Raw genomic sequence first — 13,265 nt, 5'->3', positions numbered from 1 at the left:
CGCCCCTACCCGTCCCTTCCCTACTCGGGGGCTCCGCCCCCAAACCCCCGATCGGACTGAACGGCCTCGTCCTCAAACGCCGGACGGGCTGGAAGATGCGCGCCGGTGCTCCCAAGGGGCGCGTGGAACTGCGCGACCAGCCCCCACCGGCCCGCAGTCGAAGAACCCAGCCGGGGTCTGGGCCGGAGCCCCCAGCTTGGGGAGGGGACCGGTAGGGGCGGCGGGGGCGAGATACACGGTCCTCAGTCCAGCAAGCCGAAGCGCATCGCGCTCGTCACCGCCGCGGTTCGGTCGTCCACCCCCAGTTTGGTGAAGGCCCGCAGCAGGTGGGTCTTCACGGTGGACTCGCCGATGAACAGACGGCGCCCGATCTCGGCGTTCGTGCAGCCCTCCGCCACCAGCCGCAGCACCGCCGTCTCACGCTCGGACAACCTCGGCCGCTCCGGCTTCGTACGGAGCTGGTCGACGAGTCGGGCGGCGACGGACGGGGCCAGCACGGTCTCGCCGCGCGCGGCGGAGCGGACGGCGTCGGCGAGTTCGGCGCGAGGGAGGTCCTTCAGCAGATAACCCGCGGCTCCGGCCTCGACCGCCCGCAGAATGTCCCGGTCCGTCTCGTACGTCGTCAGCACGATGACCCGGCAGCCCAACCCCGCCTCGGTCATCCGCACGATCGAGTCGACACCGTCGCCCCCCGGCATCCGCAGGTCCATCAGGACGATGTCCGGCCGGAGTTCGGCCGCCAGCGCCTCCGCCTGCGGGCCGTTCGACGCGTCGGCGATCACATCGAGGTCGGGCTCGGCACTGAGCATCGCGCGCAGCCCTTCCCGTACGACGGGATGGTCGTCGGCCAGGACGATGCGGATCACGAGTCACTCCTTGGAACGGGCAGACACACGGTGATGGTCGTGCCCTCGCCGGGCGCGCTGCGCACCCGGGCCCTGCCGCCCACTTCCGCGGCCCGGGCACGCAACCCGGTCAGACCGTAGCCGTCGACCGGCGCGGCGGGGTCGAAGCCGGGGCCGTCGTCCCGTACGGAGAGCGTCAGCGCATCGTGGGCGTACGTCAGGGCGACCGCGATCGTCGAAGAACTCCCCGCGTGTTTACGGGCGTTGGCGAGCGCCTCCTGGCAGGAACGCAGGACCACGACCTCGGGCCCGGCGGGCAGCGCGCGCACGGGGCCGGTGACGTCGACCGTCGCCTCGTGGCGCGCGGCCAGCCGGCGCAGCGCGTCGGGCAGCGAGGCCCCGTCGAGATCGGCGGGCGCGCCCCCGGCGACCAGGGCCCGCGCCTCGGCGAGGTTCTGCCGGGCCGTCTCCGCCATCAGGGACAGGTGGCGGCGGGCCTGCGGGACGTCGTGCTCGAGTTCGGCCTCGACCGCCTGCACCAGCATCAGCAGGCTGGTGAAGCCCTGCGCGAGCGTGTCGTGGATCTCCCGGGAGAGCCGCTCCCGCTCGGCCAGCGCGCCGTGCGCCGACGAGAGCCGGGAGAGCTCGTGGCGACTGACGTCCAGTTCGGCGATCAGCTCGGCCCGTTCCTGGCTCTGCTCGATGATGCGGATGGTCCAGTTGCCGAAGGCCGCCGAGAAGACGAGGGTGACCACGCCGAAGAGCGAGTTGAAGAAGACGTCCTGGCCGCTCGGCCACCACAGCAGCGCCCAACCCGCCACCGGCGCGATGTTGATGACCGTCACGGCCGCCAGCGCCCAGCGCAGCCGCAGCGCCATGAAGCACTGGGGGACGAGCGCGAAGGCCATCAGCCGGGTCTCACCGACGAGGATCCCCGACGGCAGGAACAGCACGATCGCCCCCGCGAGATAGCCGAGGGCCCGGCGTTCGTCGGGCGGGTCGGCGCCGAGGACGGGCCGCCCCACCAGCACGTACCAGGGAACCAGCGCCACCAGCAGCGTCGCCGAGACGAGGCGCAGGGGCCACCCCGGATGCCCCGTGCCGAGCACGAACACCAGGGTGGCCACGCACACGACCGCGAAGTACGAGTCCCAGAGCCGGAAGGAACGGTCCCAGGTGTACGAGCTCTTCGCGCCGTCGGGTCCGGCGATTCGTTCGGTCATCCGTCGCGGCGGTTCTTCCAGCGGAAGGTCAGCAGACACAGCAGCAATCCTCCGACGCACCAGGCACCCAGCACCAGGGCGATCCGCCCGAACTCCCAGCCGCCCGCCTGCTCCAGGACCTTCGCCGACTCGGGCAGGAACACCCCGCGCAGCCCCTGGCACATCCACTTCAGCGGGAACAGGGCGCCGATGTTCAGCATCCAGTCGGGGATCGTGTCGATGGCGATGTAGACCCCGGAGATGAACTGCAGCACGAGGAAGGGGAGTACGACGACGGAGGTGGCGCTCTTGCCGGACTTCGGCACCGAGCTGATCGCGATGCCGAGCAGGGCGCACGCCGTCAGGCCCAGGACGAAGATCCAGGCGAAGTCGGCCCACTTGGCGGGATCCGAGGGCAGCTTCACGTCGTACAGCGTCGTACCGACGACGAGCAGGATCGCCGTCTCCAGGAGGCCGGTGACCAGGACCAGCCAGATCTTGCCCACGAAGTACGCGGCCGGTGGCATCGGAGTGCCGCGCAGCCGCCGCAGCACCTTCTCGTCCCGTTCGATGGCGATGGAGATGCCGAGGGACTGGAAGCTGGTGGACATGATGCCCGCGGCCATCATCGCGGGGACGTACAGCTGGGAGGCGGTGATGCCCGCGCCCCGCACGTCGTCCTTGAAGATCGACGCGAAGAGGAAGAGGAAGACGACGGGGAAGGCGAAGGTGAACACCACCTGGTCGCGCTGACGGAAGAACTGCTTGATCTCCAGGGCGCCCCGCCGCAGGCCGAGGCCCCAGGCTCCGGGCAGCCGCACGGAGGAGGCCTCACCGCGCAGGCGTACGGTCGTCAGGGTCATCGCGCGTTCTCCTGTCCGGTCAGACGGAGGTAGACGTCCTCCAGGGTCGGGCGGGTCACACTCAGCCCGGGTATCTCGCCGTCGAAGCGGCGGGTGAGTTCCGCGACCGTGCGTGTGGGGGTGTCCGTGCGCTCGCTGCGCGTCGTGCCGTCGGCCTCCGTCCACTCGACGGTCGCCTCGGTTCCGAAGCGTTCGCGGAGCGCGGCGGGTTCGCCTTCCGCGACGACGCGGCCCCGCGCGACGACCGCGAGCCGGTGCGCCAGCGCTTCCGCCTCCTCCAGGTAGTGCGTGGTGAGCAGGATGGTCGTGCCCTCGTCGGCCAGTTTCCGGATCAGGTCCCAGAACTGGCGGCGGGCGGCCGGGTCGAAGCCGGTCGTCGGTTCGTCCAGGAGCAGCAGTTCGGGGCCGCCGATCACCCCGAGCGCCACGTCCAGACGCCTGCGCTGGCCGCCCGAGAGCGCCTTGATGCGGCTGCCCGCCTTCGCCTCCAGACCGACGAGCCCGATGACCTCCTCCGGGTCGCGGGGCCGCGGGTAGTAGCGGGCGAAGTGCCGTACGGTCTCGTCGACCGTCAACTCAGCGGGCGCCGATTCGTCCTGCCAGACGATGCCGATCCGCGAGCGCCACGCGCGTGTGCCCGTCGCCGGGTCCGCGCCGAGCACGGACACCTCGCCCGCGTCCCGCCCGCGGTTGCCCTGGAGGATCTCCACCGTGGTGCTCTTGCCCGCGCCATTGGGTCCGAGCAGGCCGAACACCTCGCCGCGGCGGATGCCGAGATCGATGCCGTCGACGGCGGTCACGTCCCCGTACTGCTTGCGCAGCCCCCGTACGTCCACCGCGAGTTCGTTCGCGTGTGTTGTCATGCCGACGAGCCTGCCGCCGAAACGAACGCTCCGCGACGACCGTGCGTACCTCCTTATGTCCATCGAACGGTGGACACACATGTGGGTGCGGCACAATGTCGGTTGCCCGCAGGCCCTTCGAGACTACGGAAACGGCGTGATGAGCAAGACGACAGTCAAGGACGTCTCCCTCGACCAGGAACGCTCCGACGGTCCCCGGACGGTCGGCGGCAGCCGTGCGCTCGCCGTACTGCTCGTGATCACCGGTGCGGCCGGTCTGCTCGCCGCGTGGGTCATCACGATCGACAAGTTCAAGCTGCTGGAGAACCCGAACTTCGTGCCGGGATGCAGCCTGAACCCGGTCGTCTCCTGCGGCAACATCATGAAGAGCAAGCAGGCCGCGGCCTTCGGGTTCCCCAACCCGATGCTCGGCCTGGTGGCGTACGGCATCGTGATCTGCGTCGGGATGAGTCTGCTCGCGCGGGCCACCTACCCGCGCTGGTACTGGCTGACCTTCAACGCGGGCACCCTCTTCGGCGTGGGATTCTGCACCTGGCTGCAGTTCCAGTCGCTGTACCGGATCAACTCGCTGTGCCTGTGGTGCTCGCTGGCCTGGGTCGCCACGATCATCATGTTCTGGTACGTGACCTCGTCGAACATCCGCAACGACTTCCTCCCCGCCCCGCGCTGGCTGAAGAGCTTCTTCGGCGAGTTCACCTGGGTCCTGCCCGTCGTGCACATCGGGATCATCGGGATGCTGATCCTGACCCGCTGGTGGGACTTCTGGACCAGCTGACAGCCCTGCGGGGATTGTCAGTGGCGTGACATAGGGTTTTGGACGTGGAGCCCGACCTGTTCACCGCCGCAGCAGAAGAACGCCAGGAGAAGGACCCGTCCAGCAGCCCCCTGGCCGTACGGATGCGCCCGCGTACCCTCGACGAGGTCGTGGGCCAGCAGCATCTGCTGAAGCCGGGCTCACCCCTGCGCAGACTCGTCGGCGAGGGGAACGGCGGTCCTGCCGGACCGTCCTCGGTGATCCTCTGGGGCCCGCCCGGCACCGGCAAGACGACCCTCGCGTACGTCGTCTCCAAGGCCACCAACAAGCGCTTCGTGGAGCTCTCCGCGATCACCGCGGGCGTCAAGGAAGTCCGCGCGGTCATCGACGGCGCACGCCGCGCCACCGGCGGCTTCGGCAAGGAGACCGTCCTCTTCCTGGACGAGATCCACCGCTTCAGCAAGGCCCAGCAGGACTCCCTGCTCCCGGCCGTCGAGAACCGCTGGGTGACGTTGATCGCCGCCACGACCGAGAACCCGTACTTCTCGGTGATCTCCCCGCTCCTGTCCCGCTCCCTCCTCCTCACCCTCGAACCGCTCACCGACGACGACCTGCGCGGCCTGCTGCGCCGGGCCCTCACCGACGAGCGCGGCCTCAAGGAGGCCGTCACCCTCCCCGAGGACACCGAGCGGCACCTGCTGCGCATCGCCGGGGGAGACGCCCGCCGCGCCCTGACCGCCCTGGAGGCCGCCGCCGGCGCGGCGCTCGACAAGGGGGAGCCGGAGATCACCCTCCAGACCCTGGAGGAGACCGTCGACCGCGCGGCCGTGACGTACGACCGCGACGGCGACCAGCACTACGACGTGGCGAGCGCCCTCATCAAGTCCATCCGCGGCTCCGACGTGGACGCCGCGCTGCACTACCTGGCCCGGATGATCGAGGCGGGCGAGGACCCCCGGTTCATCGCCCGCCGCCTGATGATCTCCGCCAGCGAGGACATCGGCCTCGCCGACCCGAACGCGCTGCCGATAGCCGTGGCCGCCGCCCAGGCGGTCGCCATGATCGGCTTCCCCGAGGCGGCGCTGACCCTCAGCCACGCCACCATCGCCCTCGCCCTGGCCCCGAAGTCGAACGCCGCGACCATGGCCATCGGCGCCGCGACGGAGGACGTACGCAAGGGGCACGCGGGCCCGGTGCCGATGCACCTGCGCGACGGGCACTACAAGGGCGCGGCCAAGCTCGGGCACGCCCAGGGGTATGTGTATCCGCACGACCTGCCCGAGGGCATCGCCGCCCAGCAGTACGCCCCGGAAGAGCTCAAGGACCGGGAGTACTACACACCGACCCGGCACGGCGCCGAGGCACGCTACGCGGACGCGGTGGAGTGGACCAGGAAGCACCTCGGTAGAGGGCGGTCCTGACCACCCTGTAACATGAGGCGAAGCGCTGCGTCCCGTGTCCGGCTCCGGTCGGCACCACCAGAACGGGACATCCAGCCGGAGCCTCTGCCTTCACGGAGGGATTCCAGGAGCGTCGCGCACCGTCGAAGGTGTCGCGGGCAGCCCACCACCACCCGGTCTCCGGGAACGGTCGGTGGGCGACTCGCGTGCTGCACGTATGTGCCCAGACCCAGGAGCGGCTGCCCAGCAGGTCCCCCGAGGACCCGCGGGGTTTCCCGGGCTGCGGATTGCGACCTCCCTTAACTCTGGTGAGCCGAAATCACGGAAAGAGAAAAAGTGGCGAATCAGTCCCGCCCCAAGGTCAAGAAGTCGCGTGCCCTCGGCATCGCGCTGACCCCGAAGGCCGTCAAGTACTTCGAGGCCCGCCCCTACCCGCCGGGTGAGCACGGCCGCGGCCGCAAGCAGAACTCGGACTACAAGGTCCGTCTGCTCGAGAAGCAGCGTCTGCGCGCGCAGTACGACGTGTCCGAGCGTCAGCTCGTCCGCGCCTACGAGCGTGCCTCCAAGGTCCAGGGCAAGACCGGTGAGGCCCTGATCATCGAGCTCGAGCGCCGTCTCGACGCGCTGGTCCTGCGTTCGGGCATCGCCCGCACGATCTACCAGGCCCGCCAGATGGTCGTTCACGGCCACATCGAGGTCAACGGCCAGAAGGTCGACAAGCCGTCCTTCCGTGTCCGTCCCGACGACGTCGTGATGGTCCGCGAGCGCAGCCGCAGCAAGACGCTGTTCGAGGTCTCCCGCGCCGGTGGCTTCGCCCCCGACGGCGAGACCCCGCGCTACCTCCAGGTGAACCTCCCGGCCCTGGCGTTCCGCCTGGACCGCGAGCCGAACCGCAAGGAGATCCCGGTGATCTGCGACGAGCAGCTCGTCGTCGAGTACTACGCCCGCTGATCGTCTTACAGCGGACGTAGCACCACCTGCGCGTCAGCCCGTCGTCTCCCCGCCCTTAGAGGTGGGCGAGACGGCGGGCTTCCGCGTGTCCGGGGCAGCCCGCGCGGCGAGGGCACCGCACCCAGCGGCCGGGGACCGGGCCGCCGCAGTGCCCGCGCCACCGCCGCCTCCCGCCCGAGCCGAGACCCCGCCCGTACGCACTCCTCGTACCGCTCGTCGCCCAGCCGCCGCCGGGCCCCGGCCTCGCACCGCTCGTGCGGCACGTTGTAGTAAGCCGAGCCGAACAGCGGCAGGCCCACCGAGGGCCACAGCCGGGCCGCCGCCCCCTGCAGCAGCGCGGCCTCGGCCGGGTCGCCCTCCGCCTCCGTGACCAGCGCCAGCAGTTCGATCGCGAGGACCGTGCCGAGCAGGTCGTGGAAGGCGTGCCCGATGTCCAGGCTCTGTTCCAGGAGCCCCCGGGCGCGCCCCGGATCGCCCGCGGTCTGGGCCTCGTACGCCAGCACATACAGCGCGTAGGCGAGCGCCCAGCGCTCCCCGTGGTCCTCGCAGACCCGGCGGACGTCCTCGCACAGCCGCACCGCGCCCGGCAGATCGCCCCGGAACGCCAGTGCCATCGCCAGCTCCACCTGGGCCATCAGCACGTTGCTGTTGAGCTCGCCGATCGCGTGGTAGCGGTCGAGCGCCGAGCGCAGCAGGGTTTCCGCGCGTGCCATGTCGTCGCCGACCAGCGCCAGACAGCCGGTGCGGTGCTCGGCGTAGGCGATCGCAGTGGGGTTGTCGGTGCGTTCGGCCTCCTCGCGGCACTCCTGGAGCGCGGTGAGCGCGGACGCCATGTCGCCCTGGAGGATCGCCACGTAGCCGAGCACCCACAGGGCCTTCAGCCGCGACTGGTCGCGGTCGCTGTCGAGCTCCACCCCGCGCTCCAGCCAGTGCCGCCCCTCCGTCAGCCGGCCGCAGCCGACCCAGTAGAACCACAGGCTGCCCGCGAGGTACTGGCCCAGATGCGTCTCGCCCGGCTCGGTCAGGCTGTACTCCAGGGCGCAGCGCAGATTCGGCAGCTCCGTCTCGACGCGCGCGGCCACCTCGCCCTGCCGTGGCGAGAACCAGTCCAGCTCGCACCAGGTGGCCAGGCCCATGTACCAGTCGCGGTGGCGACGGCGCAGCCGGCTCGCGTCGCCCGCCGCCACCAGCCAGTCCGCGCCGTAGGCCCGCACCGTGTCCAGCATCCGGTAGCGCAGGCCGGCCGCCGTCTCCTCGCGCGCCAGCACCGACTGCGCGAGCAGCTCGCCCAGCACGTCGAGAACGTCGTCGGCGTACAGTCCGGCACCGCTGCACACGTACTCGACGGCCTCCAGGTCGAACGGTCCGGCGAACACCGAGAGCCGCGACCACAGCAGCCGCTCCTCCGGCGTGCACAGTTCATGGCTCCAGCCGATCGCCGTCCGCAGCGTCTGGTGACGCGGCAGGGCGTCACGCCCGCCGCCGGTGAGCAGCCGGAAGCGGTCGTCGAGCCGGGACAGCAACTGCCCGGGCGAGAGGGCGCTCAGCCGGCCGGCGGCCAGCTCGACGGCGAGCGGGATCCCGTCCAGGCGTCGGCACAGCTCCAGGACGTCCGCCCGGTTGCCGTCGTCCAGCGCGAACCCGGGCACCCGGGCCGCCGCCCGGTCCGTGAACAGCTCCGCGGCCTCCCGCTCGGGCAGCGGGGCCAGCGGGAAGCGCAGCTCGCCCTCGACCTCCAGCGGCCTGCGGCCCACGGCGAGCACCCGCAGCCCCGGCGCATGCCGCAGCAGCTCGCCCAGCAACGCGGCGCACGCGTCCACCAGATGCTCGAACCCGTCCACGACCAGCAGGAGTTGACGCTCGGCGAGATGGTCGAGGAGCAGTGCGCGGGGCGGCCTCGACGTGTGGTCCGTCAGAGCGAGGGCCTCCACGAGCGCGTACGCGACGAGATGCGGATCGTGCACGGAGGCCAGTTCCACCCGCCATGATCCGTCGCGCGGCCGGATGTGTGCCGCGGCCCGTGCCGCGAGGCGTGACTTGCCCACGCCGCCCATGCCCGTCACCGTCACCAGCCGGGCCTGCCCCAGCGCCTCCGCCAGCTGTGCGAGTTCGGCCGTGCGCCCCACGAACGCGTTGAGTTCCAGGGGCAGATTGCCGGGTGCGGACCGGTCGGAGCACTCAGAAGCTCGCATGGGACACGGAGCGTACTGACCCGTAAGCGGTCCGTACAATCACTTCGCGCAACTCCGGGTCCGGCAGCCGGTAATGCGGTACGGAGCGGCGGCCCCGGCGCGATAGGCTCGGGGGACGACTTTTTGATGTTCGGACACGATGTCCAGGCAGGTATCAGACACGGTGTCCGGGCACGTACTGGCAGGCATGTACTAGGGAGCGGGTGCGAACAGTGTCCGGTGGAGAGGTGGCCGGGATCCTGGTGGCCGTCTTCTGGGCGATCCTGGTCTCCTTCCTCGCCGTCGCACTGGCGAGGCTGGCCCAGACGCTCAGGGCGACCACCAAGCTCGTGGCGGACGTGACCGACCAGGCTGTCCCGCTGCTGGCCGACGCCTCCGCGGCGGTGCGTTCCGCGCAGACCCAGATCGACCGGGTCGACGCCATCGCGTCGGACGTCCAGGAGGTCACCTCGAACGCGTCGGCGCTCTCCACGACCGTCGCGTCCACCTTCGGCGGCCCGCTGGTGAAGGTCGCGGCGTTCGGCTACGGCGTCCGCCGGGCCATCGGCGGCCGCAAGGACAATGTGCCCCCCAAGGCCTCCCGTCGTACCGTGATCGTGGGCCGCACCGTCCCGTCCGCGCGACGGGGAAAGCGGAAGAAGGACTGACGCAGCGATGTTCCGCCGTACGTTCTGGTTCACCGCCGGCGCAGCCGCGGGTGTGTGGGCCACCACCAAGGTCAACCGCAAGCTCAAGCAGCTGACCCCCGAGAGCCTCGCGGCCCAGGCCGCGAACAAGGCGATCGAAGCCGGGCACCGGCTCAAGGACTTCGCGCTCGACGTCCGCGACGGCATGGCCGAGCGGGAGGCCGAACTCGGCGAGGCACTCGGGCTCGATCACCGCCCCGAGCTGCCCGCGCCCCGGCGTGTCGCCGCGATCGAGAACAGTCCGAAACACAGCAAGAACCCGACGTACGTCGAGAGGTCGACGTACTCGTACAACCGGAATGAGGACCACTGATGGAGTCGGCCGAGATTCGCCGCCGCTGGTTGAGCTTCTACGAGGAGCGCGGTCACACTGTCGTTCCCTCGGCGTCGCTCATCGCGGACGACCCGACTCTGCTCCTGGTCCCCGCGGGCATGGTGCCCTTCAAGCCGTACTTCCTCGGTGAGGTCAAGCCGCCGTGGTCGCGCGCCACCAGCGTGCAGAAGTGCGTGCGTACGCCCGACATCGAAGAGGTCGGCAAGACCACCCGGCACGGCACGTTCTTCCAGATGTGCGGCAACTTCTCCTTCGGTGACTACTTCAAGGAAGGCGCGATCACCTACGCCTGGGAGCTGCTCACCTCGCCCCAGGACAAGGGTGGTTACGGGCTCGACCCCGAGCGCCTGTGGATCACGGTCTACCTCGACGACGACGAGGCCGAGTCCATCTGGCGCGACAAGATCGGTGTCCCGGCCGAGCGCATCCAGCGCCTGGGCAAGAAGGACAACTACTGGTCCATGGGCGTCCCGGGTCCCTGCGGCCCGTGTTCCGAGATCAACTACGACCGGGGCCCCGAGTTCGGCGTCGAGGGCGGCCCGGCCGTCAACGACGAGCGGTACGTGGAGATCTGGAACCTGGTCTTCATGCAGTACGAGCGCGGTGAGGGCACCTCGAAGGAGGACTTCGAGATCCTCGGCGAGCTGCCCAGCAAGAACATCGACACCGGCCTCGGCATGGAACGCCTCGCCATGATTCTGCAGGGCGTGCAGAACATGTACGAGATCGACACCTCCATGGCCGTCATCAAGCAGGCCACCGAGCTGACGGGCGTCGAGTACGGCGCCGCCCACGACTCGGACGTCTCGCTGCGCGTGGTCACCGACCACATGCGCACCTCCGTGATGCTCATCGGCGACGGCGTGAGCCCCGGCAACGAGGGCCGCGGCTACGTCCTGCGCCGCATCATGCGCCGCGCCATCCGCAACATGCGGCTGCTCGGCGCCACCGGTCCGGTCGTCAAGGACCTCATCGACGTCGTGATCGAGATGATGGGCCAGCAGTACCCGGAGCTCGTCACCGACCGGCAGCGCATCGAGACCGTGGCCCTCGCCGAGGAGGCCGCCTTCCTCAAGACGCTGAAGGCCGGCACGAACATCCTCGACACGGCCATCACGGACACCAAGGAGTCCGGCGGCACGGTGCTCGCCGGCGACAAGGCGTTCCTGCTCCACGACACCTGGGGCTTCCCGATCGACCTCACCCTCGAAATGGCCGCCGAGCAGGGTCTTTCGGTGGACGAGGACGGCTTCCGGCGTCTGATGAAGGAGCAGCGGGACAAGGCCAAGGCCGACGCCCAGGCCAAGAAGACGGGCCACGCCGACCTCGGCGCCTACCGTCAGATCGCCGACGCCGCCGGTGAGACCGAGTTCATCGGCTACGACCGGACCGACGGCGAGTCGCGGATCGTCGGCATCCTGGTCGACGGTGTCTCCTCGCCCGCCGCCACCGAGGGCGACGAGGTCGAGATCGTCCTCGACCGCACCCCGTTCTACGCCGAGGGCGGCGGTCAGATCGGTGACACCGGCCGCATCAAGGTCGACACCGGTGCCGTCATCGAGATCCGCGACTGCCAGAAGCCCGTCCCCGGTGTGTACGTCCACAAGGGCGTCGTCCAGGTCGGCGAGGTCACCGTCGGTGCCCAGGCCCAGGCCACCATCGACTCCCGTCGCCGGACGGCCATCGCCCGCGCCCACTCGGCCACGCACCTCACCCACCAGGCCCTGCGCGACGCCCTCGGTCCGACGGCCGCCCAGGCCGGTTCCGAGAACCAGCCCGGCCGCTTCCGCTTCGACTTCGGTTCCCCCTCGGCCGTTCCGACGGCCGTCATGACCGACGTCGAGCAGAAGATCAACGAGGTGCTCGCCCGTGACCTGGACGTGCACGCCGAGATCCTGAGCCTCGACGAGGCCAAGAAGCAGGGCGCCATCGCCGAGTTCGGCGAGAAGTACGGCGAGCGCGTCCGCGTCGTGACCATCGGCGACTTCTCCAAGGAGCTGTGCGGCGGCACGCATGTGCACAACACCTCCCAGCTCGGCCTGGTCAAGTTGCTCGGCGAGTCCTCGATCGGCTCCGGCGTACGGCGTATCGAGGCCCTGGTGGGCGTCGACGCCTACAACTTCCTCGCCCGCGAGCACACGGTCGTCGCCCAGATCCAGGAGCTGATCAAGGGCCGCCCCGAGGAGCTCCCGGAGAAGGTCTCCGCCATGCTCGGCAAGCTGAAGGACGCCGAGAAGGAGATCGAGAAGTTCCGCGCGGAGAAGGTCCTGCAGGCCGCCGCCGGTCTCGTGGAGTCCGCCAAGGACGTCCGCGGTGTGGCGCTGGTCACCGGCCAGGTCCCGGACGGCACGAGCGCCGACGACCTGCGCAAGCTGGTCCTCGACGTGCGCGGCCGCATCCAGGGCGGACGGGCCGCCGTCGTGGCCCTGTTCACCACCGCCGGCGGCAAGCCACTCACGGTCATCGCCACCAACGAGGCCGCCCGCGAGCGTGGCCTCAAGGCCGGTGACCTGGTCCGTACGGCCGCCAAGACCCTCGGCGGCGGCGGTGGCGGCAAGCCGGACGTCGCCCAGGGCGGCGGCCAGAACCCGGCCGCCATCGGCGAGGCCGTCGACGCGGTCGAGCGGCTCGTCGCCGAGACGGCCAAGTGAGCACGGACGATCAGCAGCGGAGCGGGGACGGCCGGGGCATGCGCCGCGGCCGCCGGCTCGCGATCGACGTCGGGGACGCCCGGATCGGGGTCGCCTCGTGCGACCCCGACGGGATCCTCGCGACTCCGGTCGAGACCGTGCCGGGGCGCGATGTCCCGGCCGCTCAGCGCCGGTTGAAGCAACTTGTCGAGGAGTACGAGCCGATCGAGGTCGTCGTCGGGCTCCCTCGCTCCCTCAAGGGGGGCGAGGGTCCCGCCGCCGTGAAGGTGCGCGCCTTCGCCCAGGAGCTGGCCCGGGCGATCGCGCCCGTCGGCGTCCGGCTCCTCGACGAGAGGATGACCACAGTGACGGCCAGTCAGGGTCTACGCGCGTCGGGCGTGAAGTCCAAAAAGGGCAGGTCTGTCATCGATCAGGCAGCCGCCGTCATCATCCTGCAGCAGGCTCTGGAGTCCGAACGGGCGTCAGGGAAGGCACCGGGTGAGGGCGTCGAAGTGGTCATCTGATCGCGATACGGTAACGTTCCG

11 protein-coding genes and 1 pseudogene are annotated in these 13,265 nt (G+C 70.4%); 7 read left to right on the top strand and 5 right to left on the bottom strand.

Annotation, left to right across the window (positions count from 1 at the left end; translation table 11 throughout):
• Positions 1 to 242: 242 nt before the first annotated feature.
• From AAFF41_RS11115 to AAFF41_RS11100, 4 genes are read right to left on the bottom strand one after another with little or no spacing between them, the layout of a single operon-like run.
• On the bottom strand, positions 243 to 866 hold the full coding sequence (locus tag AAFF41_RS11115) for a response regulator transcription factor (RefSeq protein ID WP_319745102.1): 624 nt from the start codon (positions 864 to 866) through the stop codon (positions 243 to 245).
• Entirely contained in the window at positions 863 to 2,068 is a 1,206-nt protein-coding gene (locus AAFF41_RS11110; protein WP_319745105.1) for a sensor histidine kinase, read from the bottom strand. The genes AAFF41_RS11115 and AAFF41_RS11110 overlap by 4 nt, the downstream gene beginning before the upstream one ends.
• Positions 2,065 to 2,910: an ABC transporter permease gene (locus AAFF41_RS11105; protein ID WP_319745108.1), complete on the bottom strand. Its 846-nt coding sequence runs from the start codon at positions 2,908 to 2,910 to the stop codon at positions 2,065 to 2,067. Before AAFF41_RS11105 ends, AAFF41_RS11110 begins: the two co-directional genes overlap by 4 nt.
• Positions 2,907 to 3,773, bottom strand: a complete 867-nt coding sequence (locus AAFF41_RS11100; RefSeq protein WP_054233960.1) for an ABC transporter ATP-binding protein — start codon at positions 3,771 to 3,773, stop codon at positions 2,907 to 2,909. Before AAFF41_RS11100 ends, AAFF41_RS11105 begins: the two co-directional genes overlap by 4 nt.
• 139 nt (positions 3,774 to 3,912) lie before the next feature.
• On the opposite strand from AAFF41_RS11100, the gene AAFF41_RS11095 reads away from it, so the two are divergent.
• The 3 genes from AAFF41_RS11095 to rpsD all read left to right on the top strand — a co-directional run bounded on the left by AAFF41_RS11095 (position 3,913) and on the right by rpsD (position 6,878).
• Complete coding sequence (locus tag AAFF41_RS11095; RefSeq protein ID WP_319745111.1) at positions 3,913 to 4,548, top strand: vitamin K epoxide reductase family protein; 636 nt, start codon at positions 3,913 to 3,915, stop codon at positions 4,546 to 4,548.
• Positions 4,549 to 4,592: 44 nt separating this feature from the next.
• Positions 4,593 to 5,948, top strand: a complete 1,356-nt coding sequence (locus tag AAFF41_RS11090) for a replication-associated recombination protein A (RefSeq protein ID WP_319745113.1) — start codon at positions 4,593 to 4,595, stop codon at positions 5,946 to 5,948.
• 315 nt (positions 5,949 to 6,263) lie between these two features.
• Entirely contained in the window at positions 6,264 to 6,878 is a 615-nt protein-coding gene (rpsD, locus tag AAFF41_RS11085; RefSeq protein WP_054233962.1) for a 30S ribosomal protein S4, read from the top strand.
• A 33-nt stretch (positions 6,879 to 6,911) separates the two neighbouring features.
• On the opposite strand, the pseudogene AAFF41_RS11080 reads toward rpsD, so the two are convergent.
• Positions 6,912 to 9,070 (bottom strand): annotated as a pseudogene (locus AAFF41_RS11080) (ATP-binding protein).
• A 203-nt stretch (positions 9,071 to 9,273) separates the two neighbouring features.
• Here AAFF41_RS11080 and AAFF41_RS11075 point away from each other — a divergent pair.
• From AAFF41_RS11075 to ruvX, 4 genes are read left to right on the top strand one after another with little or no spacing between them, the layout of a single operon-like run.
• Entirely contained in the window at positions 9,274 to 9,717 is a 444-nt protein-coding gene (locus tag AAFF41_RS11075; RefSeq protein WP_075027554.1) for a DUF948 domain-containing protein, read from the top strand.
• Between the two features lie 7 nt (positions 9,718 to 9,724).
• Positions 9,725 to 10,069: a DUF6167 family protein gene (locus AAFF41_RS11070; RefSeq protein ID WP_054233965.1), complete on the top strand. Its 345-nt coding sequence runs from the start codon at positions 9,725 to 9,727 to the stop codon at positions 10,067 to 10,069.
• Positions 10,069 to 12,741, top strand: a complete 2,673-nt coding sequence (alaS, locus tag AAFF41_RS11065; protein WP_343323906.1) for an alanine--tRNA ligase — start codon at positions 10,069 to 10,071, stop codon at positions 12,739 to 12,741. The genes AAFF41_RS11070 and alaS overlap by 1 nt, the downstream gene beginning before the upstream one ends.
• Positions 12,742 to 12,779: 38 nt before the next feature.
• The gene (gene ruvX / locus AAFF41_RS11060; protein WP_319745307.1) at positions 12,780 to 13,244 is read left to right on the top strand and encodes a Holliday junction resolvase RuvX; all 465 of its coding nucleotides are present in this window, start codon (positions 12,780 to 12,782) and stop codon (positions 13,242 to 13,244) included.
• Positions 13,245 to 13,265 lie beyond the last annotated feature (21 nt).

It is taken from the genome of Streptomyces mirabilis, assembly GCF_039503195.1.
In the GTDB taxonomy this organism is placed as follows: Bacteria; Actinomycetota; Actinomycetes; order Streptomycetales; family Streptomycetaceae; genus Streptomyces; species Streptomyces mirabilis_D.
This window is presented reverse-complemented; position numbering and strand designations above follow the sequence as displayed.